This is a genomic window from Kineococcus anabasis (assembly GCF_054590795.1).
This window is the reverse complement of the sequence record NZ_BAAIHU010000005.1, coordinates 25,227-50,757: the sequence shown is the minus strand read 5'-3', so window position 1 is coordinate 50,757 and position 25,531 is coordinate 25,227. Positions and strand designations below refer to the sequence as shown.

Sequence of the window (25,531 nt, the reverse complement as noted above, 5' to 3'; positions counted from 1 at the left end):
CCGGTCACGGGGTCGTCGACGAGACCACGACAACGGTGCACCCGGGCGGCGAGCTCGCCGTCCGTGGTCCCGCTCGGGCCTGCTCGGTTAGGGTTGCCCACGTGGCCACCGACAGCGTCTGGGACCGTTCCCGCCGCGCCGCGTGCGACGAGATCGTCACTGTCGCCATGGGTCTGTTCCTGGAGAAGGGGTTCGCGGCGACCACCATCGACGACATCGCCGCCGCAGCAGGCGTCTCCCGCCGTTCGGTCTTCCGCTACTTCGCCAGCAAGGAAGACCTCGTGCTGGGCCACCTCGCTGCGGAGGGTCCCGCACTGCGCGCCACCCTCGAGCAGCGCCCCGCCGACGAGAGCGCGTGGACCGCGTTGCTGCAGACGTTCCTGACGCTGCAGCGAACCGCCGCCCCCCCTGACCACCAGCTGAAGATCTCCGGCATGGTGTACGGCACGCCGTCGCTGAGGGCTCGTAGCGTGGAGAAACACCTGCAGTGGCACGACGAGCTCGTCCCCGACATCCGCCGGCGTCTCATCGCCTCCGGCGGAGGGCCGAACGTCGACCTGCGCGCTCGCGCTGTCGTCGCCGCCGCGATCGCCTGTCTGGACACCGCCGGTGAGGCGTGGACGGTCGCGAAGGGCGAGCCGGATCTCGGCGACCTGCTGACCGACGCCTTCGACGCCGTCACCCCCACCTCATGACCTGAGCTACCCCTCGACACCTTGTCACCGAGTGCCAAGTAGGCATACGGTGCCACCATGACCTTCGCGTATGGCGGTCACACCGTCCTGCTCACCGGCGCCAGCTCGGGAATCGGCCGCAGCTTCGCCCACGCCCTCGCCGGTCGCGGCGCAGACCTCGCGCTCGTCGCCCGCCGTGCGGACCGGCTCGAGACGCTCGCCGGCGACCTGCGCGCCCGCTACGGCACCACCGCGCACGTGGTGCCCTTCGACCTGTCCGCCCCGTCGGTGGCGACGGACCTGCGCGACGAGCTCGTCCGTCGCGGCGTCCACGCCACCGCCCTCATCAACAACGCCGGCTTCGGCACCTTCGGGGCGTTCGCCGACGACGACCCCGATCATCTGGCCAGGCTGATCGCCGTCAACGTCACCGCGCCGGTGCAACTCACCTCGGCGTTCCTCCCACAGTTCCTGGCGGCGGGCAAGGGGTTCGTCATCAACGTCGCGAGCATGGCGGCCTACACCCCCACCCCACGCATGGCCACCTACGGCGCCGCGAAGGCCTTCGTCCTCAACTTCACCGAGGCGCTCTGGGCGGAAGTGCGAGGCAGCGGCGTCACCGTGTTCGTCACGTCCCCCGGCGCGACCGACACCGAGTTCAACACGGTCGTCGGCACCGACGACGCCACCGCCGGCGCGCGCAAGCGCACCCCGGAAGACGTCGTCGCGACCACGCTCGCCCACCTCGACCGGCGCGACCCCGGCCCCAGCGTCATCGACGGCCGCGCCAACAGGCTCACCGCGACGTTCGTGCGCGCCCTCGGCCGGCGCTCCACCGCTTCCCTGATGGGACGCATGACCGACCCCGGTCGCCGCGCCCCCCGGCCCCGAGGCGCCACGTGACCGCCCCCCGCCCGGTCCGCACCACGCCCGATCCGGTGCGGTGCCACGAGGCGCACCGGTGCTGCCGGCGCGATCTCGCTCCTCTCGTGCACAGCCGACCCGGACCGGACAGGAGATGCTGATGCGCTTCCCCCTCGTACGTGGCAGGCGGTCCGCCCCATCCGTCGCGGCGCTCGCGCTCGTGGCGCCCCTGCTGACGGTCGGCGGCGTCCTCAGCGGTGGAGCAGGAGCGACGCCGGTGGAGCAGTGTTCCGACCTGGCGGGGATGACGATCGCCGACGATGCCATCGGACTCCCGACCGGCGGCGCTGCAACGTTCTCGGCGGTCCCGGTGGGCGCAGGCGGCACCGGGGCGCAGGCCTACGGCCCACACTGCCTGGTGTCCGGCCACATCGAACCCGTCGATCCCACGGCCCCGGACATCAACTTCCAGCTGGCTCTCCCGGAGGAGTGGAACGGCAAGGCCGTGATGCTCGGCGGCGCCGGTCTGAACGAGTTCATCCCACCGCTGACGAACGCATCGAACCTCTGGGGTGCCCAGAAGGCGCCACTGCCGCTCAGCCGAGGCTACGCCGTCTTCTCCAGCGACTCCGGACACCAACCTCGGCAAGGAGAGCCCCCCGCTGCTTTCGGTGCCGACGCCGAAGCCCTCAGGAACTACGCCGGTGATGCGCTGAAGAAGACCCGTGACGTTGCGGTGACCTTGATCAGCTCCAGATACGGACGCGCACCTGCCAAGTCCTACTTCATCGGATACTCCAAGGGTGGTGGCGAGGCACTTGCCGCCGCCCAACGCTGGCCGGCCGATTGGGACGGCGTGGTCGCGGGCGCGCCCGGCTGGAACGTCACCGCGGTGGCGCTCAACATGCTGCGCACAGCTCAGGTGGTCGCTACCCCGGGGGCGTGGCTCGACGAGGCGGAGCGGCACACCCTCCACACCGGGGTGGCCGGAGTGTGCGACACGCTCGACGGCGCGGACGACGGCATCATCAGCAACGTCCGCGCCTGTGGAGCCGAGTTCGACCCCTCCCGCCTGAGGTGCCCGGACGGGGAGGACTCGGCGAACACGTGCCTGTCCGACGTCCAGCTCGCGGCTCTCCAGCGCCTCAACCGGCCCGAGCCCCTGTCCTACGTGATCGGTGCGGGCGAGACGAGCCTCCCCGGACTCCCGATCTACCTCGCCGATCACGGCGGGGGCGTTCCTGGTTCCGAGCACGAGGCGCTGCTGACCCAGCTCGGGATCTACGGATCGACTCCACCGGCTTTTCCGCCGACCCCGCGGATGTCGCTGAACCTGTCGCTGGCCGACGGCGTGATCCGTCACATGATCGTGGGGGATCCGCACTTCAACACGCTGGCGATGGACATCCCGAGCGGACACGGCATGGCCCCGCACATCGAGGCCCATTCAGCGCTGTTCTCCAACATCACCGATCTGTCCGCCTTCCGGGACAGAGGTGGGAAGCTCTTGATGTGGACCGGCACCGCCGATCCCGCGGTCAGGACCAGCGCGCACTACTACACGCGCATGCAAGCCGACATGGGAGCGGCGGAGGTCGACTCGTTCGTGCGCTACTACGAGATCCCGGGCGCCCAGCACGGGCCTTCGTCCGTCTTCCAACCCGAGTGGGACCAGCTGGCGGCGATCGAGGGCTGGGTCGAGGACCGGGTTGATCCGGCGGACGACCTCATCGCGACCGACGACTCCGGTGTTCGCGGCCGGACCAGGCCGATGTGCTCGTTCCCCACGTGGCCCAGGTACGACGGTTCCGGCGACATCAACGATGCAGCCTCCTTCACGTGCGCATCGAGATGACGCCGTGATGACCGGTCCACCGGGTGGTCCGACGTCACGGCGTCGAGGCGAAGATTCCCCGCCGCCGACGAGTCCGACCTGCGGGGAGCACCAGACGCCACCCGGATCCGCCTGAGCGGGCCGAGGGCCTGCCGTACAGCACGGTGGGCTGGCGGCCTCCTGCTCCCGGTCGTGCCGCCGAGCAGCAGCGGTCCTGGACGCGATGATCCACACGAGGTGGCTCAGGCCACCCCCTGCGCTGTGATCGCTGCGGTCCGACGTGCGTCGCCACCCGTCCGAAGGCGGCAGGGCAGCCGTGACGCTTCGTCGATCGAGGCCCGGTCGGGTGGTTCCACGCGGGCAGTGTCTCAGCGCATCGTTCGCGTCGGTGCCCGCCCGGTCCATCCGCTCAGCCGGGATGTTCGGTCGATGCGGGCGGTCGGCGTTCGCGGAGCATGGGGAGGAGTCCGGGGAAGGCTTGCTCCACGTCGTCGTAGCGCAGTGTGACGAGTCGGCGAATGCCGTCGACGCGCGTGCGGATCAGGCCGGCATCGCGCAACACCTTGATGTGGTGCGACAGGGTGGACTTGCTGATGGTGATGCCGGTGCTCCTCAGGACGTCGCTCCCACAGGTCCAGTCCCCGGCGGCATCGAGCGCTCGCACGAGAGCGAGCCGAACCGGGTCGGCGAGCGCGCTGAGCACGACATCGATCGTCATGGTCTCGGTGGCTGGTTCGGTCACCTGGGTCATGGGGCGAAGCGTAGCCATCTCTTGCGCACAGTTCGACCGACATCGTACGGTTCGACGAAGGTCGAACAAAAACCATCGGTCGAGCACTGGAGAGACCATGAAAGCGATCATCTACCGTGACAACGGCGGCCCCGACGTCCTCCAGCTCGTCGAGCGTGATCGGCCGGAGCCGGGGCCCGCCGCGGTTCGTGTGCGGGTCGCCGTGTCCGGGGTCAACCCGACCGACTCGCAGGCCCGCTCCGGCGTCGCCCACCGCAAGCTGTTCGCCGAGATCACCCCGCACCTCGACGGCGCAGGCGTGATCGACGCCGTGGGCGACGGCGTCGATCCGAGCCGGGTCGGCCAGCGGGTGTGGCTGTTCATGGCCGCTGCTGGGCGGCCCACCGGCACCGCCGCCGAGTACACCGTCGTGCCCGCCGACCAGGCCGTGCCACTGCCCGACGAGGTCGGCTTCGACGTCGGCGCCTCGCTCGGCGTACCCGCGCTCACCGCACACCGTGCGCTGACCGTCGCCGAGGACGGGCCGCGCCGCCTGCATCCGGGGGCACTCGACGGCACGGTGGTGCTCGCCGCCGGCGGCGCCGGCGCGGTCGGGCATGCCGTCATCCAGATGGCCCGGTGGGCCGGCGCCACCGTGGTCAGCACGGTCAGCGGCCCGGAGAAGGCGACCCTGGCCGCTGCGGCCGGCGCCCACCACGTGATCGACTACCGCGAGGGCGACCCGGCCGCCGCCATCCGTGGGATCGCCCCGGACGGTGTCGACATCGTCACCGAGGTGGCGGTGGGCGCGAACCTCGCTCTGGACCTGGCGGTGCTGCGCCCACGCGGGACGATCGCGATCTACGCCAACGAGGGCGGACGAGAAGTCGACGTGAACGTGGGGCACGCCATGGTGCTGAACGCGCGCCTGCAGTTCCTGGTGCTCTACACGGCCGGCCCGCAAGCCCGCGCCGCAGCCGTCGGGGACGTCGCCGCAGCCGTCCGCGACGGCGCCCTGCCAGTCGGCGTCCGGCACGGCCTGCCACTGGTCCGCTTTCCGCTGCACCGCACCGCCGACGCCCACAGGGCAGTGGAGGACGGCACGGTCGGCAAGGTGCTGGTGGACGTCACGCCCTGACGTTCGGCCCGCATCCGGAGTGCACGACCACGTCGACGCCCTCTACTCCGGCCTGTTCGACGGCCGCTGCGGCGGGACGAGCACCACGACGACCCAGCACGTGCGCCGCACGCTGCGCTCGGCGCTGAACACCGCAGACGAGGGGCCCCTCATCGCCTGGAACCCCGCTGTGCAGGTCGAGGCCTCCACACCGCGTGGCGCGCAGCACCGTGTGGGAACCGCGGCACATCGCCGCGTTCCTCGACGCAGCTGCGGAGCAGCGCCTCCACGCCCTCCTCCACGTCCTCGCCTTCACCGGCATGCGCCGCGGCGAGGCCATCGGGTTGCACTGGCGCGACGTCGACCTCGACCGTGCCCACGTCGTCGTGGCGTGGCAGATCACCGAGGGCGCCGACGGCACCCGCAGCTCGGCGCGCCCAAGACGGCCGCCGGAGCGCGGGTGGTTCCCATCGACCCGTTCACCGTCGACGTGCTGCGCAACCACCAGGTGGTGCGCGAGGCCGAGCGCACCGCCTGCGGCGAGACGCGGCAGGAGCACGGCCTGATCCGCGCCCGGGAGAACGGCGACCAGGGGGTACCTCCCGCGAGCGGGGGAGTGCGCCCGGACGTCGCCACGCACACCTTCGGCAGGCTCGTCGAGGCCGCGGGCGTGCCGCGCATCCGGCTGCACGACCTGCGCCACACCCACGCCAGCCTCGCCCTGGCCGCCGGGGTGGACATCAAGGTCGTCAGCGACCGCCTGGGTCACTCTACGACCACCATCACGGCCGACCTCTACACGCACGTGGTGCCGGCCGTGGCCCGCTCGGCGGCCGACGCGATCGCCGCGGCCGTGGCCTACACCCGTGGCGGTGCGGCGCGCGATATTAGCGAGGTGTTAGCGCATGCGGACCTCGAAGGGGCGGGAAGAGGCCCTCCGGAGGGTGAAGTCGCAGGTCAAGCCGGTAGGCCCCGTGGGACTCGAACCCACAACCCGCGGATTAAAAGAGCGGGGAGGGGTGTCCGCCGGGGTCCGGGGAGGGTGGCTGACCTGCGGCGATGGTGCGCCGGCGTGTGGGTGGTGCGGGGCGGCTGCCGTCGCGTTGCCGTCAGGGTTGCCGTCAGCTGCCGACGCTGTCCTCCACATTCCGCTCTCAGTGATGCCAGGGCAATTGTGATGACATCACGGCTCAGGCGACATTAAGCTCCGTTTGTAGAACTGTCGTCAACATGTGGGTCGACCGGATGAGCTTACAGTCGTTGCCGATGCAGCCTCGAGTCACTGTTGATGTCTATGCAGGTGCCTGTGCAGCCCCTCAATGTCATCATCCGTTGCGGTTGCAGCAAACCGCCACCTTCATGAAGTGGCGCCTTCGAGTAGTTCCTTCACGCGTACGAAGCCATTCTCTAAAGCTTGTCGCTTGCCTGGTTGCGCCATGGCCAGCGGAGAGGGATGCGGCACTCGAACCACATGCACCCGCGGCAAAGGCACCATATATCGATCCCAGCCTCGCTCTGCTATACGGCCGCACAAGATGATCACCTCGAGCTGCGGCAAGAGAGGCAGAAGTGAATGTAAAGCAGCGACTCCGTCTCGTAACTCGGCGACCGTCGGCTTCTTGCTGGCGGGTCCTAAGTACCAGGGCACGATGTTCCAGTGCGCGATCTCATGCCGCGTTAGTTTCGCGTTCCTGCTCGCTTCCCACATGGTCTGTGCGGTGCGGTCAGGATTATCGACGGAGATAAAACCCGTCCCCGGCTTTCTTGCCGTGTGATCTGCATGGGCCATCGGTCCGGGAGCTTCCAGTACAAACAGTGCCCGTGCATTGACTCCCGCCTCCGCCGGATCGAAGTCGGGACAGATTGCGCCTGGCCGTCGCGCCTGGAGCTCAGTCATCCAGGCGCGTAGGGGCTGCACGGCAGGGGTAGTGAGGAGCAGGCTGCGTCGCTCGGCTAGTCGCTCAGGCATGCCCAGACCTTGTGGCGCATCTAGATACATGAGCGCAGCCTACGAGAGCAGCTCCGCCAGCGCTCCTACCGCCATGCCCCACTCATCCTAAAGGCGCTGTTGACCGTGTGATTTGTTGCCATCTTTTCATCACTGTGTGCCTGTGCATGCTGCTGTCGTTTGTCATGATATTTCCACTGCGGCAGAACCGTTGAGCATACGCGCAGGCCAGACAGCCAAGGCGGCGACTCGGACTCAGAGTCTCCCGATCGTGGGACTGGCGGGCGGCGTCTCCTGGCGTCGAAGTCCCAAGTACCCACACCCCATGCGCCGCCCGCGCAAGCATCAGTCGCCGTGCTGTCCGCCGAACGCCATGCGGCGCGAGGGTGACAACGCAGGGCTGGCTCACTTGTGATGCTGCCACTCCTGCCGATTGGCTGACGGCCACCAGCATCGTCCACTAGCTTGCTCAAGGAAGCTCAGGAGGCAGGAGGCGCCATGCACATCACGTTTATGCGGGTTAAAAACTATCGAGGCTTGCAGCATCTGGAGTTGCCAGTTGCCAAGTTCGGTGTCGTGGTTGGCGAGAACAACTCAGGGAAGTCGACTGTCCTCCTTGCGTTGAGGCTTGTGCTCGATGGGGCCACGACAACCCTTCCATTAACTGAGCACTTTAATCCCGCGAAAGCGGTGGAACTTTCGATCCAGTTGAGCGATGTATCGAAAGGCGACTTGCTCCGCCTAGAAGAGAGACATCGAGCGGATATTGAGAAGTTGACGGAGAATGGCGAGCTGTCTCTAACCCTCAAGTTCGAACCTGAACAGCGCGGTGCCTACTTAGTTGAACGGCGGCTTCCTGTCGACCTGCGATTCCGGCCCGCGCATGCTAACGACCTACTGAAGGGGAAGCGCGGAGAGGAGCTGAAAGCTGCCTTTATCGAACACTATCCTGAGCTCGAAGCGCGTCTCGATAAGGACACGCAAATCCGCGCCAAGGAGATCATCGCCGAGCATGTGGCGTCTCTCGATGATTCGCAGTTCTGCATGGAACAGTCGGCGCTACCTACGGGCATCTCAAGCTCCATAAAAAGTCTACTGCCCGAAGCGCTTTACGTTCCGGCAGTCAAGAGCTTGACCGACGAGATGAAGACTTCCGCGAGCACGCCCCTCGGGAAAATCGTCAGTATCTTGCTTGATGGACTGGCCGACCCGCTGGCGGAGTATTCGGACTACTTTGACAAACTGCATGGCGCCCTCAATGGCTACCCCGATGACCCGGGTGCCCGCTTCGAGCACCTGGCGAATGTTGAACAAAAGATGCACACTTTGCTGCAGTCAAGCTTCCCGGGCATCAAGCTCCGCCTCGAAGTGCCGGCACCACAGATTCGAACCATCATCCAAGGTATGAAGGTGCTTATTGATGACGGAATTGAGAGTGAGGCGCATCAAAAGGGCGATGGATTGAAGCGAGCGCTTATGTTCGCTATCTTCCGAGCCTACGTCGAGATGGCGAGGGATGCGCATAGGAAGGTCGCTGGGTCAGGCGGTGCAGTCGATGCGGTCGATGCGGTCGATGCGGTCGATTCAACCGTAATTGATGATCGCGGTATTGAGGCCGAGATTCCATCGCGTCGACCATACATGGTCTTGTTCGAAGAGCCTGAGCTTTACTTGCATCCGAGGGCACAAAAGCAGTTGTTTTCGGCGCTCCGCCTTTTTTCGGAAGAGAATGCAGTAATTCTTAGTACTCACTCCCCAAATTTTTTGGGCCCGCAGGTCACCGACCTTTTCATCAAACTAAGCAAAGTTCGGCCGTCGGACGGCCCTGCATTCTCGGTGTCGCGCGTCATTGACCTGTCTGATTTCACTGCACGGGACCAGTACCAGCTCATTTGCCATGACAACAACGAGGCCGCACTCTTCTCGGAGAGCATCCTTCTTGTCGAGGGCGACAGTGACGCCATCGTGCTCCAGCACTTGGCTAAAACCATCAATGAAAACTGGGATTGTGATCTACGCCCCTTCAAGATTGTCAAAGTTCAGGGCAAGGGGAGCTTCACGCGGTACCGCAACTTTTTCGAGGCTTTCGGTGTGAAGGTATCGATCATGGCCGACCTTGATGCCCTTACCAGTGGATTCCAACACCTGGGTGCCCCTGTGGTCGCTGACGCGATGCGTCAAGACTTGATCCAGAAGGTGCGAGCTCACCACTTGACTACTGAACCTCTAGCAACAGAAATTTCCAACAAGGCAGCGCAGAAACTTCAAGGCAAGGGGGAACTAAAGGCGCGGTGGAATCATGCGGAGCGTACGCATGCAGCCTGGCAGGAGGGGAACGCCACTTGGGAAGACCTGAAGAATAGCGTTCATGACTTTTTCGATTTCAAGAACGAAAGACTTATCTGTGATGGACTGATGCAAGAGGCCACGCATGAAATTCGAACCGTGAAGCAAGCACTTCTTGAGCGTCTGCGGGCACATGGAATCTATGTACTTCGTTTCGGGGAAATTGAGGATTATTATCCGAGTGATGTGACTGGAAGCGATAAGCCCTCGAAGGCTCAGTCGTTCTGTCGTTTGGTGAAGTCGGCCGATGACATACGGGTCCTGCCCCACGGCACCGTATATGAGGCGGGAGATGCCTGTGACTTGGAGCATGTTTTGAGCCACTGGTTCGAACCAGTGTGATAGTCAAAGCGTCCTGAGGACGGCGCGCCAGCGCCGCCCGCAGGGACGCCTTGACGGAGTAGAGAAAGTCCTCACAGCAACGCTGCGGCAGGGGCGTCAGTAGGACTCGAGCCAGATGCGATCGTCGAAGGCGCCACGCTCGTCGCGCTTGCGTCGGGCTGCTTCAGCGATGGCGTCGAGGCCGACGCTCAAGCGGTCGGCCAGGGCAGCGAGGACCTCATAAACGTCGGCGGCTTCAGCCAGCAGCTCGGCCGGGCTCGTGGCGGCCTGCAGCTCCTGCGCTTCCTCGACGAGCTTGTCCCGCAGGGCAGCGTCGTACTCGGCTTCGTCGAGCACGCGGGTGATCGGCTCGGCGCCGCGGGCGCGGATGAGCTCGGGGATGCGGTCGCGGACGAGCTTGCCCATGGCGTCTCTCGCCTCCTCATGTGTCGGTCGTGCTCGGCATGCTGGGTGGGTGGAGTTCTACCGGAGTGAGCCGACAGCACCGTCGTCGTGGCGGCTTGCGGTGCTGATGGGCGCCAACTCGCGCACCTACAAGTTCGCCTTGGGCGAGGCGCTGCTGCAGGCCGCCGGTGAGGGCCGCGACAGCCTCACCGTGCCGGAGCTTGCCGTGCCGTATGCCATGGCGCTGGTGAGGCGGGCGCAGCGCTACCCACAGGCGTCGGCCAAGCAGGAGCTGGCACCCTCGGACTTCCTCGCCGTCGCTGCTGAGGAGGCCGAGGCAAGCCTGGCGGCCGGGCAACCCACGCAGCGGCTCCTGGAGGCGGCGGTTATCTCGATGCCGGCCATGGTGATGCAGAAGTTCCACAACCTGCGCGACAGCGCCCTGGGCAGCACCGTGGGTCACACCTTCTACGAGCTGCGCGGGCGGGGCAGGGACCGCCGGGTTCATCTGACGCCGGAGCTGCACCGAGTCGCCGCGGGCGCCACGGTGCTGCGCGACGAGCTGGACGCCCGCTGGTCAATCGTCGAGACGTCCTTCGACGCCGGTATCGGCACCTCCTTGCTGCGCAGCGGCGTGGTGCTCTCGGTAGATGGGGAGACGCTGCAGGCGCCCGTCATCCGCCGGGCACACGTGGCCTCCGCGCGTCATGCGCTCGTCGGCTTCCAGCACGGACGCTGCTTCTACTGCCACCAGCCGCTGACCACTCTGGAGCGCGACGTCCACGTCGACCACGTCTTCCCGTACTCATGGATGAAGACGGGCTCCTGGCGCGGTCCTGACCTCAACGCGGTGTGGAACCTCGTCGTGGCGTGCGCGGGGTGCAACCTAGTCAAGAGCAACCGCCGCCCCACTGAGGCCTGGATCCAGGCTCTCGATGCACGCAACGAAGCGATCATGACCTCACCGCACCCGCTCAAGCGGAGCCTGCAGCTCACCATGCGGGCACCCGGCCGTCCGGAAGCCAAGACCGCAGAGCAGCGCAGGTCCTTCCTGCGTGACGTGGTGCGCCTGACGACCGAGGGCCACGCGGGCACCGCCTGGTCCGTCACCTCCTGAGGCCGGTGACGTCAGCGCGGCAGCATCGGCAGCGACCGGGCCAGGTCGCGCTGCCGGGCACGTGCCTGGCTCAGCTGGGCGTGAAAGCTGCCGTGGGCGTTCTGCGCAAGGTTGAGCGGCAAATCCACGCCTTCGATGAGCTGTGTCTCCAGCAGCCACGGCTGCGGGTCCTCGACCCAGCACACGCGGGCGTGCTCGGCCATCCAGTCGTTGAGCACCGCCTCGCCGTCGCTGAGCGTCAGCCGGCTGCCGGCGCTGCCGACACGACGCAGGCCGATGCCGAGCTCGTCGGCCAGGAGGACGCCCAGCGTCAGCCGCAGCGTGGAGCCGTAGGCGTTGCCTCGGTAGTGATAGCGCACCCGACTGCGCAGCGTCTGCTTGCTGACCGGGCCGCCGTTGGCCGGTGGGCGCTTGGGGGAGATGCCGACGTACAGCAGCGCCATCCCGTCTACGAGGTGGCATCCCTCAACGGGGACACCGGGCGGGGTGGCATCGAAGTACCAGGCGTACACGCCGTTCCCCGCCGGCACGGGGCTTGGGCGTTCGAGCACTTCTGCTCGTGTCCAGAGCCGAGCGGGGGCGAGGAGGCTGGCGCTCATAACAGCATCGTGTCCGACGACGCGGCTGCAGTCCTGCCGGTCACGACGTCGGCGTGACCGTGGCACCGTGCTCGGCATAGTGCCCCGCTCTCGAGGAGCTGGCCTGCAGGGCGGTGCGGATGCGCCGAGCGAGCCGGTCGGGCGTGAGCTCGTCGAGAGCGGCGGGGTCGTGAAAGTTGGCGCGGCGGATCTCTCGGCCATCGGGTGCGATGCGGGCGTGATCGGCGGGGGAGACGACCCCGCCGTCGAAGACGAACAGCAGCTTGTCGCCCTCGTCGGGGTGGGGCGCCCAGTCGACCAGCAGCAGGCCGGCTACGGGCAGTTCGATGCCGAGCTCCTCGACGACCTCGCGGCGGGCGGCGGCCAGCGGGCTCTCGCCGGGCTCGACGTAGCCGCCGGGCAAGTCCCAGCCGTCTTTGTACGTCGGTTGCACGAGCAGGACGTGGCCGCGGCCATTGCGGTAGATCACCCCTGCCGCCACGCGAGGGGTCGCCATGGGCGGCCTGGCATCCGACGTCACAGGGCTGACCGTAGGACGTCGGGGTCGGTGCGGGCTGGCAGCATCGTGGCGTGGACGTCGCCACCGCTCGGGCTCTCGCAGAGGAGCACCTCGCCGAGGCCTTGCCGCGTCGCTGGCAGCACTCACAGGTGGTCGCTGCGACGGCTGCCGACTATGCCGCTCGGCTCGACCTGGACCCAGACGTCGTCGTGGCGGCCGCGTGGCTGCATGACGTCGGCTACGCCCCTCCGCTCGTCGACACGGGCTTCCATCCGCTCGACGGGGCGGCACTCCTCGCCCGCTCGGGCTGGACTGACGAAGTGGTCAACCTGGTGGCGCACCACAGCTGCGCCGACGTCGAAGCCGAGCGGCGCGGACTGGGCGACGTCATGCGCCGCTACCCCGACACGCCGGGCGCGGCGCGGGACGTCCTCTGGGCGAGTGATGCGACGACCGGCCCGGACGGGCAGCGGCTCTCGGTGGCGGAACGCGTCCTGGAGGTGGTCCAGCGGTACGAGCCGGCGGACCTGGTTTCGGAGTGCATGGTGCACATCGCGCCCCAGCTGGCCATGGCCGTGCAGCGGACGTCCCAGCGCATCGCGGGCGGCCCCGTTTCGGCTTCGGTGTCGTACGACCAGTGGGCGAATGCGCAGCTGCTGCCGCACATGCTGCCGGTGCTCGAGGTGTGGGACCCGGAGGGCATCGCTGACTGCGCTCCCGACGAGTACGCCCTGGAGGCTCAGGCGTTCAGCAGCCTCCTGCGCGCCGGCTACGCGATCGACGTCTCGATGGTGGTCGCAGTGTGGGAGCACTGGTTCGGCCCGCAGAGCTGCCTCACCCGCGAGCGTGACTTGCACAAGCTGGAGGAGCTGGCCAAGGCGCTGCAAGGCCCCGTGCGAACGGGCGGCCCCACTCAGCCGATGTAGGGCTCGTCGCGGTCCTCGAAGCCGTGGTCGACGCGTAGCCGGATCGAGGGGTGCATCGGGAGGTCGTTCAGCTGATTGTCGGCCACCCAGCGGACGTCGGGTGACTCGTCGCTGCGCTGGAGCTCGCCGCCGAGGAGCTCGGCACGGAAGGAAAGGGCGAACTGCTGGCGGACCTCGCCGTCGTCGTAGGCGATGACGTGGCCAGGATCGGAGTAGACGCCGATCAGTCCCGTCACCCGCACCTCGTAGCCGGTCTCCTCCCGCGTTTCCCGTTCGGCGGTGGTGGCGATGCGCTCCCCGACGTCCTGCGTGCCACCGGGCAGGGCCCACAGGCCGTTGTCAGACCGCTGGATCATCAGCACCCGCTCGCGCTCGTCGAGGACGAAGGCGGTGGCGGCGGTGACGATGCGGTTGGGGCGCGGGCCGACGGGGTCGTGGAAGTATTCGGTGCGGCCCACGGGTCCTCCTAGCTCCAGGCTGGCGTCGCTTCGTCCCACACCTTGTCGTACATGACGCTGTAGGTGTCGAACAGGCCACCGGCCGCCAGCTTGCGCAGGTGCAGGGCCGGGGCCTGGGCAGCGGGCAGGCCGTAGACGTGGGGGTTGGCGAGCATTTCGTCGTCGGCGCGGTAGATCGAGGTGTAGAGCGTCGTGCCGTGCAGCCGGACGTGGACGCCGGGAACGCCTTTGAGGCGCGGCCGCAGCAGCTGCAGGGCGTTGCGGACCTTCACGGCGACTGCGGTGCGGCCGATGCCTTCCTCCTCGCCCCGGATGGCGACCGCTCCGGACTTCGGGTCGCCCAACATGAGTCGGACGCGCACTCCCTGCTGCCCCTTCTCGGCCAGGGTGTCGAGCACAGCGGGCAGCTGCTCAGGCAGGAAGAGGCCGGCGTAGACGAGGACGTCGATCTGCGTGGTGGCCTTGGCGAAGAGCTGGGGCCAGGCATCCCACGGCACGGCGGCACGGCGCGGGAAGACCTCGATGACCTCAGACGCGGAGGCGGCGTCGTGTCGGTCCTGGCTGACGGCGTCGGGCCACAGGTCGTACTCCCTGACGCCGAGCACATCGGCGGCGTGGACGCGGAGGCGCGGGTACGGCACCCGCCCCTGGCTGACCCAGCGCTGAACCGTCTTGGCGTCGACGCCCAGGTGCTCGGCGAGGTCGGCGGCGCTCATGCGCCCGTTGGCGAGGGCGTGGCGTAGGCGCTCGTTGGACATCTCGCTCCCTCGCGACCGGGTACCTCGGGACGGAAAGGGACGACTTTGAAAACAGAGGACGTCCCTAGACGTCCCACTGTGGGGTGATGGCGTCCCTACGTCAACAGCCAGCGTGGTCTACACGGCGCAGGCGAACCACTACGGACGGTTCCCCGCCGCTCGAGAGGAGACAGACGATGGCGATCCAGGGTGCGATCCCTCTGGGGCAGGACCTGGTCTTCCCACACGGGGCGTTCGTGGTGGGCGAGGTGGAACGGCTGGAGGACTTCGACCGCAAGCAGGCCGGGGAGGTGGACACGCAGTCCCGGGACAAGGTGACCGGTGAGCGGCTGTGGGCGGTGCGAGTCGTCGACGCCGACCCGGAGTCCCGGCGCGGGCAGGCCGAGGTCGTGGTGAAGATCGCCGCCGAGCACCAGCCCGTGCCGCCGGCGGAGCTGCCGGGACTGCCGTTTCGGCCCGTCGTCTTCCAGAACCTGACGGCGACGCCGTGGATTGACACCAACCGGGCCCGGCCGCGGCTGGCGTGGTCGCTGCGGGCCACGGGTATGACGGCACCGGGTGCGGCGGGCAAGGCGGGCGGCAAGGTGGACGAGGGCCGGGCCGCGTGATGGCGACGCTGTCGACGTCGCAGGAGATCACCGCTCTGCTGCGGACGCGCCCGGGCATGGCGGCGCCGGCGGTGGAGTGGGTGGCGTTCTTCCAGCGCAAGGCGGCGCTGTTCGAGCGTCTCGCCGAGCACTACGCCCGAACGGATCCTGCAGAGGCAGCGGAGTGCAGGGACCTCGCGGCCCGCGCGGCGCAGGAAGCGGCACGGTCTGCTGGCGGAGACCGCGGCAGGGGTGTGCGGTGAGGGGCGGGGCGCCTCGTGGGGTGCGGTTCGGGCAGCCGGTGCAGCCGGTCATGCAGGTGGGCAAGTCCGGGGATGGCTTCGCGGACCTGTTTCTCGGTGTCCTCACCGCGGCGTGGTGGCTGCTGCGGACGACGGCGGCAGCGGTGTGGCGCTTCCCCGTCGTCACGGCAGGCGTGGCCGTCGTAGTGGTGGCGTACGTGCAGGGCGAGGTGCTGACGCTCCTGGTCGTCGTCTGCGTCGTCGCGGCGGTGCTGCTGACGTGGTGGCTGCTGCGGCCGGAGTCCTTCGCGCAGTGGGTCGAGGGACCGGTGCGGCGGCGGACCAAGCGTCGCGCGGTGCACCGGTCCTGGCCGGGCCTGTGCGAGCGGGTCGGGCTGTCGCTGATGGAGGTCGACCACCGTGCCGGTGGCCGTACCTGCTGGACGCCGGGGCTGTCGAGGCTGCGGTGGATCTCGCAGGAACACGAGGTTCTGCAGGGGCAGGTCCGCATCCTGGCCGGCCAGACGGTTGACGACCTCTCCGCAGCGTCGGAGCGACTGGCCTCGGCGTGTGGGGCGCGGGCCTGCCGGGTGGTGCAGACCTCGCCGCGGTCGGCGTCGATTACCTGGCTGTACGGCGACCCCCTCGCCCGCCCGGTGCTGCCGCGGGCGGTCCTGGACATGCCGGACTGCGCAGCCGTCGAGGTCGGACAGCGCGAGGACGGTGCGCCGTGGCAGTTGCGGGTCGCGGGCACGCACCTGCTCGTGGTCGGGGTCACCGGCGCCGGCAAGGGCTCGGTGATCTGGTCGCTGCTCGCCGGGCTCGCCGGTGGCATCCGCTCCGGGCTGGTGCAGGTATGGGCGGTCGACGGCAAGGCGGGCATGGAGCTGACGGCAGGGCGGGCGTTGTTCTCCCGCTTCGCCACGACCGTCGAGGACGGCGTGCAACTGCTCGAGGACGCCGCGGCGGTCATGGCGGAGCGGGCCGCCCGGATGGCCGGCTACTCCCGCACCCACGAACCCTCGACCGCGGAGCCGCTGCTGCTGGTCCTGGTCGACGAGGTGGCGCTGCTGACGGCCTACACCCCGGACCGGAAGCTGCGGGAGCGGGCGGAGAAGGCCCTGGCCGCCCTGGCGACGCAGGGCCGGGCACCGGGGGTAGTTCTGGTGGCGGCGCTGCAGGACCCGCGCAAGGAGGTCCTCGGGCTGCGCAACCTCTTCCCGACGAAGGTCGCGATGCGGCTGGACGAGAAGGCGCAGGTCGACATGGTCCTCGGCGAAGGTGCGCGCGAGGCCGGTGCGCACTGCCACCGCATCCCGGAGTCCATGCCAGGGGTGGCGTTCGTCAAGGTCGACGGCATTCGTGAGCCGGTGCGTGTCCGGGCGTCGTACTACTCCGACGAGGCCATCGCCGAACTGGCCGCCACTTATGCGCCGTCGATGGTTCGCCCCGGTGTGCTCCAGGTCGTCGAGGACGCGCCTGTGACGGTTGCCGGTGGTGAGGCGGCATGAGCGGCACTGTGGTGACTTCGGAGGTCGTCGAGGCGCAGGCTGCGACGCGGTTGGTGTCGCCGGGGTTCGAGCGGTGGGCGGAGCAGGCAGCGAGCTGCGGGCACTGCGCGAATCCGGTTCGGCTGCGGGGCAGCGCAACGACGCTGGACCGGGCAACGGGAGAGGTGCTCTCGTCCTACGACTCGGGCACCGAACCGGACGGGGTGCTGTACGTGCGGTGCGGGAACCGCCGGGCGAGCGTGTGCCCGTCGTGCAGCCACGAGTACAAGGGCGACATGTGGCACCTGCTCGCGGCCGGCGCTGCCGGGGGGATGAAGGGTGTCCCGTCGTCGGTCGCGTCGCACCCGCTGGTGTTCGCGACGCTGACGGCGCCCTCGTTCGGGCCGGTGCACACCACCCGGCGCGCCGGCCGCTGCCGTCCTCGGTCGCGAAAGGTGCTGTGTGAGCACGGGCGCCCGGTGGGCTGCGAGGCGGTGCACGAGGACGGCGATGACCGGCTGGGGCAGCCGATCTGTCCCGACTGCTACGACTACACCGGGCACGTCGTGTGGCAGTGGTGGGCACCGGAGCTGTGGCGGCGGTTCACCATCGCGCTGCGCCGGTCTCTGGCCGCCCGCCTCGGCGTCTCGCAGAAGGAAGCGCACGACCTGGTGCGGGTGTCGTTCGCGAAGGTCGCGGAGTTCCAGCGTCGGGCCGTCGTCCACTTCCACGCCCTCATCCGCCTCGATGGCCCACCCACGGACGACGAGCCGTACCCGGCGCCACTGGTCGATGTTCCCGCCGAGGAGCTGGCGCTGCTGGTCCGCTCGGCCGCGGCGCGGGTGTGGTTCGACGCGCCGCCGGTGGGGCAGGGCGACGAGGTGCGCCGGCTGCGCTTCGGAATGCAGGTCGATGCCCGGCCGGTGACGCCCTCGGCGCACCGGGAGCTCGGCCGTGCCGACGAGGGAGCAGGGCTGCATCCGGAGACGGTGGCGGCCTACATCGCGAAGTACGCCACGAAGGCGTGCGAGGACTTCGGGCTGCCGCCGCGGCTGCGGGACCCGGAAGCGGCGCGGCGCCTGGGCGTCAACGAGCACGTATGCCGGCTGCTGGCGGAGGTGCACCGTCTGGCTGGGGTGGAGGACGGCCCGTACCTGGCGCTGGTGAAGTGGGTGCCGATGCTGGGCTTCCGCGGGCACTTCGCGACGAAGTCCCGCTGGTACTCCACGACCCTCGGGCGGCTGCGGACGGCTCGCCGGCGGTGGAGTGTGCAGCGGCTGCGGGACCGGATGACCGGCCGCACCACGGACGTCGACCCGACAACCCTCGACGAGGAGGCCGAGGACTCGACGCTGGTGGTCGGGAGTTGGTCGCTCGACGGCTTCGGGTGGCTTTCGGCCGGTGATGCGGCGCTGGCGGCCACGGCGGCTGCTCAGGCGCGGGAGTGGGCCGATGAGCGGGCACGATCCCGGCGGGCTGCTGCGGCCGCCTGACGAAGACCGGCGCAGGGGTGGGGACCGCGGAGGGGCGTCCGCCCGATACAGAGCGTTCGTCCTGGCTGGTCGGTGCCGGTCAAGGGTCGAGCGCAGCGAGATCACGTAGTGACGCCAGGGGCGCCCTTGATGGGTGCCGGGCGGCCTGGACCCTCTCCGGATCGGGAGGCCGCCCCAGGTGAGACGCAGGCAGGAGGCGACCACGGCTGGCGTGGCCGCGGGCAGGCGAGCGGAACGGGGTACATGGTCATGGAAAAGCTGCTGCTGTCGCCGGAGGAGGCCGCGGAGGTCCTCGGGGTGGGGCGGTCCACGGTGTACGACCTGATGCGGATGCGGCTGCTGCCGAGCGTAAAGATCGGCCGCTCGCGGCGGGTGCCGGTGGAGGCGCTGCGTCAGTACGTCAGCCGCCTGGCGACGTCGGACGTGGCATGAGCCGGCGGGCCAACGGCGAGGGGACGATCTACCAGCGCAAGGACGGCCGGTGGGAGGGCTCCTGCTACGTGCTGCTGCCCTCCGGCGGCCGCGCCAGGCGCAGCGTCTATGGCCGGACCCGCGCCGAGGTGCGGGAGAAAATGACAGCGCTGCAGCGGGAGAGCGACCGCGGCGTGCCGGTAGGGGTGTCAGGGACCCTGACGGTCGGGGACTACCTGCAGGCGTGGCTGCAGAACGTCGCGGCGGCGAAGGTGCGCCCGGCCACGTTGCGGAGCTACGAGATGTACGTCCGCCGGCACCTCGTGCCCGGGCTTGGGCGCAAGCGGCTATCTCGGCTCTCTCCGACTGATGTGCGGGTCTTCCTCGCGGATCGTCGCGCGGCTGGGCTCGCGCCGGCGTCGGTGAAGCAGGTGCACGCGATCCTGCGGGCGGCGCTGCAGCACGCGGTGCGGGAGGACGTGCTGCCGCGGAACGTCGCCCGGCTCGTGGTGGTGCCGAACGGGCCCCGGCATGAGTGGCAGCCGCTGTCGGTGGAGGAGGCTCGGGCGCTGCTGGATGCGGCCCGTGGGGATCGGCTGTACGCGCTGTGGGCGGTGGCATTGGCGGTGGGGCTGCGGCGCGGGGAGGCGCTGGGGCTGCGGTGGTGCGACGTCGACCTGGACGAGGGCCTGCTGCGGGTGCGGCAGACGCTGCAGCGAACGACGGAGGGCCTGGTGTTCGTGCCGCCGAAGTCGGAGCGGTCCCGGCGGACGGTCCCGCTGCCTGCGGTGGCTCGGGCGGCGCTGCGGGAGCACCGGCGGGCAATGGTCACTGAGGCGCTATCCCGCGGCCGTCCTTTGGCAGATGACGCGCCAGTCTTCGTAACGTCGATTGGTACGCCGATGGAGCCGCGCAACGTCAACCGCGCGTTCGGCGAGCTGCTGCAGTCGGCTGGGCTACGGCGCGTGCGACTCCATGACCTACGGCACACCTGCGCGACGCTGCTCCTGGCGCAAGGCGTGCCGGCGCGTGTGGTCATGGAAGTGCTCGGCCACAGTGGCATCACCTTGACGATGAACACGTACAGCCATGTCATGCCGTCGATGCTGCAGGAGGCGGCATGCCGCCTGGATGAGGTGTTCGAGCGGTAGCGACATGGCGATGTGTCTGTCGTACCTATCGACCATCATGACTCCATGGCCCTCACCTCGCACGCAACGCTTCGCGATCGCCTCCTGGTGACGTTGTATAAGCGGATCGGGGGAGCGGGGCCCAGAAGTGAAGTATTGCAGGACCTGGATGACTTGTATGGCGCCACTTGGACGGCCGATGACAAAGGTCCTCAAAACTCCAGGCCCTGGGAGACCAAGTGGCAAAACAGGGTTAGCTTTGAGCGTGCTGACATGGTTCGCGATGGCCTTTTGACTAACCGCGCTGATGGCATTTGGGAGCTGGCTGGACCAGGTTCCCAGGCTGCAATGGCACTGCTGTCCGCCCCTCACGCCGCACGGGCCGCTGAGATGAGTCGACGTGATGGAATGTGGACGCATCTTGCTGGGGCAGGAGGGCCGGTGAACGTCTCTCCCGGATTGCTCAACCAGCTCCGGTTCTTCCGTGGCGGGCGCGGAATCTACGCCGATGGTGACGCTACGCGCGGCCCTCTTGGCGTGAGTGGCGTCGCCGTTTCTTTCCTGCATAACGGGAGCAGTTACGCCGACGAGCTTTCAGATGGCGGGGTCCGTTACCACTATCCGAAAACCGTAACGCCCGGTAGGGATCAGGCTGAGATTGAGGCGTCTCGAGCGGCATATAGATGGGGACTTCCTGTCTTCGTTATCACAACGGGGACTCCGTCATCGACTCGCACAGTTCATCGTGGGTACATCGAAGATTTCGATGACTCCCTCAGAGTATTCCTTGTAACGTTTACTGATGCTCCGCTTCCGCCGCCGCCGCCTCCGTCGTCCACAAGCGGACTCGACGCGCTATTTTCTTTGACCTCTAACGATGACGCCCAAACGACGTGGACTAAGCGGCGTAATCGGCCAAATCAGCAGCGGTTTGCCTTTCAAGTGATGCAACGCTATGGGGCGGTGTGCGCCGCTTGTGGTCTTGCAATTTCTGCGCTGTTGCAGGCCGCCCATTTGCGTGCAAAGAAGGAGAAAGGAAGCGATCATCCCGGAAATGGACTCCCCCTGTGTGCCAATCACCATATTGCGTTCGATGCGAACTTGTGGGGCATCAATCCGGCAGACAACTCCCTAGCGGCAAGACCCGATGGTCCTAGCTTGACGGACATGGGGATCACTCGAAAAGACTTGAGTACACTCCCTCAGCTCCCGCATCCAGACGCATTACTGCATGCATGGAGTAAGTGGAGCGGAGGAGGTGACTCGCCGCCTAAGAAGCCCTCCACAGTTCAACAGTGAGCTTTATTGTGCTCGTCTTTATTGCGGGGATAGAGGTGCTCGCCTAAATCTTGGTTCACCAAAGGAGTTGATCGAGCTCCAGTCGTTTGAGGCCGAGCTCCTCCGCGGCGGCTTCCGCCACGAGTATGAGTGCCGCATCCCCAACGGGGACGGCAAAGCCAAGTTTGTTCAAAGCCTTGCGCACGCGCACGTCTGGCTTCAGTGCGTCGACTCCTGAGCGCATCCTCAGGTAGGCGAACAGGGCGATGCCAATACCCTTGACCTGGCCGACGTATGGATCTAGGCGCCAAGCATAACGAATGGGTTCTTGATCAGTCGCCCAGCGAAACGTGCCCTCATCATCGTCAAGGCCGCGCTCTTTGGAGTACTTACAAAGCCCTTCTGCTACAGCTTGCACCGTGTCTGCCTCCCCTCGCACCCAGCCGAGCTCACCTGGGCCAAGTCTGGCGAGGAGAGTGAGGCTTGCTGCTGCCTGAGTTTGGCGGAACTTTTCAACCCTAGGTAGCACTCGTGTTGTATATGCGCGCTGCCGGCTCATTACTACGTCAACCACCATGGCCGCTCGTGCGCCGCGGTATCGGTCGCCGTAACCGGTCACCTTTTCGGCAATTTTGCCGTGCTGCAATGCGTAAAGCTCGCCGAGTCGACTGATGGCTTCGTTCCACTGAGGAAGTTGGCGGAGGCAAGTGACTGCAGCGGACACTTCAGTCATGCTTGGGCATCCTTCGGTCGATTTATGGCAGACGCAACAACAAGTCGCGAAGCGGTCTGATGCCGCCTGTAAAGTTGTGCATGGGTGCGGTCTAGTCGATTTTCAGCGAAACTGCCGACGTTGCGCCTCGAGCACGCGCTGGCGCGAGGCTTCGTCCAATTTGACGAGATGGCACTCGACTCCGAAAGCGCGGAGAGCTCCCGCGTACCACGTGGGTCCGGTGAAGCGTGCCATAGCTTCGTCATCGCTGAAGCACAAGATCATGCGATGCCTGCCACCTAGCGCCTTCGCTACATGAACCAATTTTAAGGCGTCAGCGAGGACCTTATTCCGTTGAGCGCCTTTGGATGGGCCCTGGTGAGCCCATGCCTCCACCAGCATCGGTGGCTCATGGCTCACTCCATCGATCTCAACCCATGACCCGTCGGACAGGGTCACGCGCTCTGGAACCAAGCGGGCGAATAGTTTGGCGGCCAACGCGTCAAGCATCAGTGTCTCGACCTCACGCTGGACTCTGCTATCTCCCGCCGGCGTCTCGGCGTCCTGCGCTGGAATGCTGGGCAGCTCCTCCTCGACGGCGACGCTGATAGCGGCAGGGGCGGGCGCTGCATGTGTCGACGGAAGGGGGGCCTTTGCTGCTGGTGGCTTACCGGCTACTGCGGCTTGATCTATAGCCTTCGTGCGCAGCTGTTCAGACGGCAAGGTCATGAGGAGCTCCTCGAGCCGATCCGGCTCGCGCCTGATTGCCCGAGCCACCTGACCAGCATGTCGAGCATCGTGACCAGGGCGGTACCGCGCACGTGTGGTACTAGGGCTCTCTCCGCAGCCACACAGGCATACCGGTGCAGCGTTTCCGTGGCGTGGCACCGCAGGACTCTCCTTCGAGCTCGGTGGCAGCGGGCTCATGTGTCCGCTTAGAGCGCATCGTAGGCGCGCCGCCTTCCTGTGCGGCAGCACTTCAGTGCATGGACGGTTCGACGTCGACTGCCACTGCGTGAGTGCTCATGCTGGTGCCGGCTGCCCGAGCTTGCGCTTCCACCTGGGGCCGCGTCCCGGCGCGGATGTTAGATGTTGGACCTGCGTTGCCGTCAAACGCTGCCGTCAGGCCTGGCGGCTTAGGCTGTGATGCCAGCATCTTCGCAGGTCAGAGCGGTAGGCCCCGTGGGACTCGAACCCACAACCCGCGGATTAAAAGTCCGCTGCTCTGCCAGTTGAGCTAGAGGCCCGCACGCCGGGGCGTGCTCGTCCATCCTCTCAGAGCGCGCCGCACGTCGCGCCGCGCCCCGCCCCGCGCCCCTGCCGGACGCGGGACCCACCGCCGCCGCCCGCCCCGCGTCAGCGGCGCAGGTCGACGACGTCGTCGGCGGGGTGGGCGCCGCTGAGTCGGGTGGGGCGGCCGTTGGCGCGGGACGGGGGGAGGGCGTTGGGGTCGGCGCGGCCCCACTCGGCCTCGACGTCGGTGAGGAGCGCCTCGAGGTAGGAGCGCAACTGGGTGCGGCACGCCTGGGCGAAGGCCTGGAGGTAGACGACCTGCGCCTGGAGCTCCTCGGTGGTGCGCGCGTCGCCGGCGATGGCGCCGACGGGGCCGACGGCTCCGTTGGCGGCCTGCTGGCGGGTGTGCTGGAGGAGGGCGTCGGCCTGCTCGCGGGCCTGCTCGACGATCTGCTCGTACTGCTCGCGGGCCTCGGAGGCGAGGCGGCGGGAGTACGACTCGGCGTCGGCGACGTACTGGTCGGCGGTCTGCTGAGCTGCGGAGAGGATCCGCACGGCCTGCGCGGTGGGGGGCTGGGCGGGGGTGCTGCCGTCGGTGGCGATCTGCTGCTCGAGGGCCTGGACGTGGTCCCGCAGCTCGGCCTTCTCGGCGATGAGGCGGGTCAGCTCGTACTCGACGCGGTCGAGGAAGCTGTCGACCTCGTGGTCGTCGTACCCGCGGCGGAAGGCGCCGCGGGAGAACATGACGTTCTGGACGTCGGCGGGGCTGAGACGCCGGTCGCGGTCGCCCCCGTGCTCGGTGGTGGTCAAGAGGTCACCTCTCCCTCAAGGGTGGGCCCTGGTCGGCTCGGCGCGAAGACCTCGGTGCGGATGGACTCCGCGGGGGTGCCGAGGGCGGTGAGGCGGGCGACGGTGTCGCGCACGGTCTGGCGGGACCCGGCGACGAACACGTCCCGGTTGGTCCAGGGCCCGTGCCGCAGGCACACCTCGGAGACGTCGCCGCGCTCGAGGCTGGAGCGCGGGTCGTCGGAGACCGCGGGGGTGACGGTGAGCCAGGGGAGTTCCTGCTCGAGCCTGCGCAGGTCGCGCAGGTCGTAGAGGCGGTCCTCGGTGCGCGCGCCGACGAACAGGTCGACGCGACGGGGCGGGCCCTGGCGGGCGACCTGGTCGACGAGGGCCTTGAGGGGCGCGAGGCCGGTGCCGCCGGCGACGAGGAGCAGGTCTCGGCGGGAGTCGGGGTCGAGGGTGAGCTGCCCCACGGGCGAGCCGAGGCGCAGCACGTCACCGGCGCTGACGTGGCGGACGAGGGCGGAGCTGACGGGCCCGCCGTCCTGGGCCTGCACGTGCAGTTCGAGGATGTTGTCGGGCCGGGGCGCGTTGGCGATGGAGTAGTACCGCCACAGCCGCGGGCGCCGCTCGGTCTCGACGGACACGGACTGCCCGGCCTTGAAGGGCAGGACGACCTGCGGCTGCACCTGCAGGACGGCGGTGTCGATGCCGCGCAGTTCGTGGGTGAGGACCTTCGCGTCCCACCACGGGGGCTGGTCGGACGCCGCGTCGGCGGCCTCCACCATCACCTTGGCGATGAGCTGGTAGGCGGCGGTCCAGTCGGCCGCGAGCTCCGCGTTCCACGTGTCGTCGAAGTGCTCGAGGGTGGCGAGGAGGCTGGCGCCGACGGCGGGGTAGTGGGCGGCGAGGGTGCCGAACTTGCGGTGGTCCCGGCCGAGCTGCTGCAGGATCGGCACGAGGGCGTCGAGGTCGTCGACGCGCGCCATGACCTCGCCGAGCGCGGTGAAGAGGCGGTCCCGCTGGTGCGCCATGGAGACGGGGAACATGCCGCGCGTCTCGGGGTGGCTGAGGAACAGGTGCGAGTAGAAGTACAGGGGTGCTTCGTCACCGGCTTCAGCGGCCTTGCTGAAACTGGCCCGCATCGCGGCGATGTCCACGGTTCCTCCTGCGGCCGGTGCGGTCTCAGCCCGCGGTGACGGGGGCGGTGACGATGGCGGCGCGGTGCTCCCCGAGCGCGGCGCCGATCTGGCCGATGGTCTCCTGCTGCACGCCGAGGGAGGTGAGGGTGGCGACGAGGTGCCCGACGACCCGGTCGAAGTGCTCGTCGGTGATGTGCAGCGGGGCGTGGGCGGTGCCGAGGTCGCGCCCGGAGTAGGCGGCGGGCCCGCCGGTGACCTGGGCGAGCAGGGCGGCCTGGTGGGCGCGCAGCTTCGGCATCTCGATGCCCTCGAAGTACGGCGCCAGCTCGGGGTCGGCCACGACCCGGCGGTAGAAGTCGTCGACGGCGGTGCCGATGCCGACGTCCCGGCCGAGCTCCTCGTAGATGGACATCCGTGTTCCTCTCCGTTGC

At 68.1% G+C, this 25,531-nt stretch carries 26 protein-coding genes and 1 tRNA gene; 15 read left to right on the top strand and 12 right to left on the bottom strand.

The window, feature by feature from the left end:
* Positions 1-101: 101 nt before the first annotated feature.
* The 3 genes from ACYQBY_RS08400 to ACYQBY_RS08390 all read left to right on the top strand — a co-directional run bounded on the left by ACYQBY_RS08400 (position 102) and on the right by ACYQBY_RS08390 (position 3,393).
* Positions 102-695 (top strand): TetR/AcrR family transcriptional regulator, encoded by a 594-nt coding sequence (locus ACYQBY_RS08400; RefSeq protein WP_459643405.1) that lies wholly within the window; start codon positions 102-104, stop codon positions 693-695.
* A gap of 57 nt (positions 696-752) precedes the next feature.
* On the top strand, positions 753-1,577 hold the full coding sequence (locus tag ACYQBY_RS08395; protein ID WP_459643404.1) for an SDR family NAD(P)-dependent oxidoreductase: 825 nt from the start codon (positions 753-755) through the stop codon (positions 1,575-1,577).
* Positions 1,578-1,698: 121 nt separating this feature from the next.
* Entirely contained in the window at positions 1,699-3,393 is a 1,695-nt protein-coding gene (locus ACYQBY_RS08390; protein ID WP_459643403.1) for a tannase/feruloyl esterase family alpha/beta hydrolase, read from the top strand.
* Between the two features lie 388 nt (positions 3,394-3,781).
* Here ACYQBY_RS08390 and ACYQBY_RS08385 read toward each other — a convergent pair whose 3' ends face one another.
* Positions 3,782-4,123, bottom strand: coding sequence for an ArsR/SmtB family transcription factor (locus ACYQBY_RS08385; protein WP_459643402.1), 342 nt, complete (start codon positions 4,121-4,123; stop codon positions 3,782-3,784).
* Positions 4,124-4,220: 97 nt separating this feature from the next.
* Here ACYQBY_RS08385 and ACYQBY_RS08380 point away from each other — a divergent pair, with 97 nt between their 5' ends.
* Positions 4,221-5,240: an NADPH:quinone reductase gene (locus tag ACYQBY_RS08380; RefSeq protein ID WP_459643476.1), complete on the top strand. Its 1,020-nt coding sequence runs from the start codon at positions 4,221-4,223 to the stop codon at positions 5,238-5,240.
* Positions 5,241-5,679: 439 nt separating this feature from the next.
* Entirely contained in the window at positions 5,680-6,423 is a 744-nt protein-coding gene (locus ACYQBY_RS08375) for a site-specific integrase (RefSeq protein WP_459643401.1), read from the top strand.
* A gap of 153 nt (positions 6,424-6,576) precedes the next feature.
* Here ACYQBY_RS08375 and ACYQBY_RS08370 read toward each other — a convergent pair whose 3' ends face one another.
* Complete coding sequence (locus tag ACYQBY_RS08370) at positions 6,577-7,116, bottom strand: uracil-DNA glycosylase (protein ID WP_459643400.1); 540 nt, start codon at positions 7,114-7,116, stop codon at positions 6,577-6,579.
* A 549-nt stretch (positions 7,117-7,665) separates the two neighbouring features.
* On the opposite strand from ACYQBY_RS08370, the gene ACYQBY_RS08365 reads away from it, so the two are divergent.
* On the top strand, positions 7,666-9,855 hold the full coding sequence (locus ACYQBY_RS08365) for an ATP-dependent nuclease (RefSeq protein ID WP_459643399.1): 2,190 nt from the start codon (positions 7,666-7,668) through the stop codon (positions 9,853-9,855).
* 96 nt (positions 9,856-9,951) lie between these two features.
* Here the strand turns inward: ACYQBY_RS08365 and ACYQBY_RS08360 are convergent, their stop codons facing one another.
* Positions 9,952-10,260: a pyrophosphohydrolase domain-containing protein gene (locus tag ACYQBY_RS08360; protein ID WP_459643398.1), complete on the bottom strand. Its 309-nt coding sequence runs from the start codon at positions 10,258-10,260 to the stop codon at positions 9,952-9,954.
* Between the two features lie 49 nt (positions 10,261-10,309).
* Between ACYQBY_RS08360 and ACYQBY_RS08355 the strand changes: the two genes are divergently transcribed.
* Positions 10,310-11,356: an HNH endonuclease gene (locus ACYQBY_RS08355; protein ID WP_459643397.1), complete on the top strand. Its 1,047-nt coding sequence runs from the start codon at positions 10,310-10,312 to the stop codon at positions 11,354-11,356.
* A gap of 11 nt (positions 11,357-11,367) precedes the next feature.
* On the opposite strand, the gene ACYQBY_RS08350 is transcribed toward ACYQBY_RS08355, so the two are convergent.
* Both ACYQBY_RS08350 and ACYQBY_RS08345 read right to left on the bottom strand, forming a co-directional pair.
* Positions 11,368-11,955: a GIY-YIG nuclease family protein gene (locus ACYQBY_RS08350; protein ID WP_459643396.1), complete on the bottom strand. Its 588-nt coding sequence runs from the start codon at positions 11,953-11,955 to the stop codon at positions 11,368-11,370.
* Positions 11,956-11,995: 40 nt separating this feature from the next.
* Positions 11,996-12,475: an NUDIX domain-containing protein gene (locus tag ACYQBY_RS08345; protein WP_459643395.1), complete on the bottom strand. Its 480-nt coding sequence runs from the start codon at positions 12,473-12,475 to the stop codon at positions 11,996-11,998.
* A 50-nt stretch (positions 12,476-12,525) separates the two neighbouring features.
* Here ACYQBY_RS08345 and ACYQBY_RS08340 point away from each other — a divergent pair, with 50 nt between their 5' ends.
* Positions 12,526-13,380, top strand: a complete 855-nt coding sequence (locus tag ACYQBY_RS08340) for an HD domain-containing protein (RefSeq protein WP_459643394.1) — start codon at positions 12,526-12,528, stop codon at positions 13,378-13,380.
* Here the strand turns inward: ACYQBY_RS08340 and ACYQBY_RS08335 are convergent.
* On the bottom strand, positions 13,368-13,838 hold the full coding sequence (locus ACYQBY_RS08335) for an NUDIX hydrolase (protein WP_459643393.1): 471 nt from the start codon (positions 13,836-13,838) through the stop codon (positions 13,368-13,370). The two genes, ACYQBY_RS08340 and ACYQBY_RS08335, sit on opposite strands and share 13 nt — an antisense overlap.
* Before the next feature lie 8 nt (positions 13,839-13,846).
* Complete coding sequence (locus ACYQBY_RS08330; RefSeq protein WP_459643392.1) at positions 13,847-14,596, bottom strand: helix-turn-helix domain-containing protein; 750 nt, start codon at positions 14,594-14,596, stop codon at positions 13,847-13,849.
* A gap of 176 nt (positions 14,597-14,772) precedes the next feature.
* Between ACYQBY_RS08330 and ACYQBY_RS08325 the strand changes: the two genes are divergently transcribed.
* From ACYQBY_RS08325 to ACYQBY_RS08295, 7 genes are all read left to right on the top strand, one after another.
* Complete coding sequence (locus tag ACYQBY_RS08325) at positions 14,773-15,204, top strand: plasmid replication, integration and excision activator (protein ID WP_459643391.1); 432 nt, start codon at positions 14,773-14,775, stop codon at positions 15,202-15,204.
* On the top strand, positions 15,201-15,446 hold the full coding sequence (locus ACYQBY_RS08320; RefSeq protein WP_459643390.1) for a hypothetical protein: 246 nt from the start codon (positions 15,201-15,203) through the stop codon (positions 15,444-15,446). Before ACYQBY_RS08325 ends, ACYQBY_RS08320 begins: the two co-directional genes overlap by 4 nt.
* Before the next feature lie 50 nt (positions 15,447-15,496).
* Entirely contained in the window at positions 15,497-16,936 is a 1,440-nt protein-coding gene (locus ACYQBY_RS08315) for an FtsK/SpoIIIE domain-containing protein (protein WP_459643389.1), read from the top strand.
* Positions 16,933-18,408: a replication initiator gene (locus tag ACYQBY_RS08310; protein ID WP_459643388.1), complete on the top strand. Its 1,476-nt coding sequence runs from the start codon at positions 16,933-16,935 to the stop codon at positions 18,406-18,408. The genes ACYQBY_RS08315 and ACYQBY_RS08310 overlap by 4 nt, the downstream gene beginning before the upstream one ends.
* A gap of 249 nt (positions 18,409-18,657) precedes the next feature.
* On the top strand, positions 18,658-18,840 hold the full coding sequence (locus ACYQBY_RS08305; RefSeq protein ID WP_432571594.1) for a helix-turn-helix domain-containing protein: 183 nt from the start codon (positions 18,658-18,660) through the stop codon (positions 18,838-18,840).
* Positions 18,837-19,970 (top strand): tyrosine-type recombinase/integrase, encoded by a 1,134-nt coding sequence (locus ACYQBY_RS08300; protein WP_459643387.1) that lies wholly within the window; start codon positions 18,837-18,839, stop codon positions 19,968-19,970. The genes ACYQBY_RS08305 and ACYQBY_RS08300 overlap by 4 nt, the downstream gene beginning before the upstream one ends.
* A gap of 45 nt (positions 19,971-20,015) precedes the next feature.
* Positions 20,016-21,248 (top strand): HNH endonuclease, encoded by a 1,233-nt coding sequence (locus ACYQBY_RS08295; protein ID WP_459643386.1) that lies wholly within the window; start codon positions 20,016-20,018, stop codon positions 21,246-21,248.
* Positions 21,249-21,303: 55 nt separating this feature from the next.
* Here ACYQBY_RS08295 and ACYQBY_RS08290 read toward each other — a convergent pair whose 3' ends face one another.
* The 5 genes from ACYQBY_RS08290 to ACYQBY_RS08270 all read right to left on the bottom strand — a co-directional run bounded on the left by ACYQBY_RS08290 (position 21,304) and on the right by ACYQBY_RS08270 (position 25,512).
* On the bottom strand, positions 21,304-21,960 hold the full coding sequence (locus tag ACYQBY_RS08290; protein WP_459643385.1) for a hypothetical protein: 657 nt from the start codon (positions 21,958-21,960) through the stop codon (positions 21,304-21,306).
* A gap of 1,153 nt (positions 21,961-23,113) precedes the next feature.
* Positions 23,114-23,186: transfer RNA gene (locus ACYQBY_RS08285), tRNA-Lys, on the bottom strand.
* A 109-nt stretch (positions 23,187-23,295) separates the two neighbouring features.
* On the bottom strand, positions 23,296-23,982 hold the full coding sequence (locus ACYQBY_RS08280) for a DivIVA domain-containing protein (RefSeq protein WP_459643384.1): 687 nt from the start codon (positions 23,980-23,982) through the stop codon (positions 23,296-23,298).
* Positions 23,979-25,118, bottom strand: a complete 1,140-nt coding sequence (locus ACYQBY_RS08275) for a globin domain-containing protein (RefSeq protein WP_459643383.1) — start codon at positions 25,116-25,118, stop codon at positions 23,979-23,981. The genes ACYQBY_RS08280 and ACYQBY_RS08275 overlap by 4 nt, the downstream gene beginning before the upstream one ends.
* Before the next feature lie 25 nt (positions 25,119-25,143).
* On the bottom strand, positions 25,144-25,512 hold the full coding sequence (locus ACYQBY_RS08270; RefSeq protein WP_459643382.1) for a group I truncated hemoglobin: 369 nt from the start codon (positions 25,510-25,512) through the stop codon (positions 25,144-25,146).
* Between the last annotated feature and the right edge of the window lie 19 nt (positions 25,513-25,531).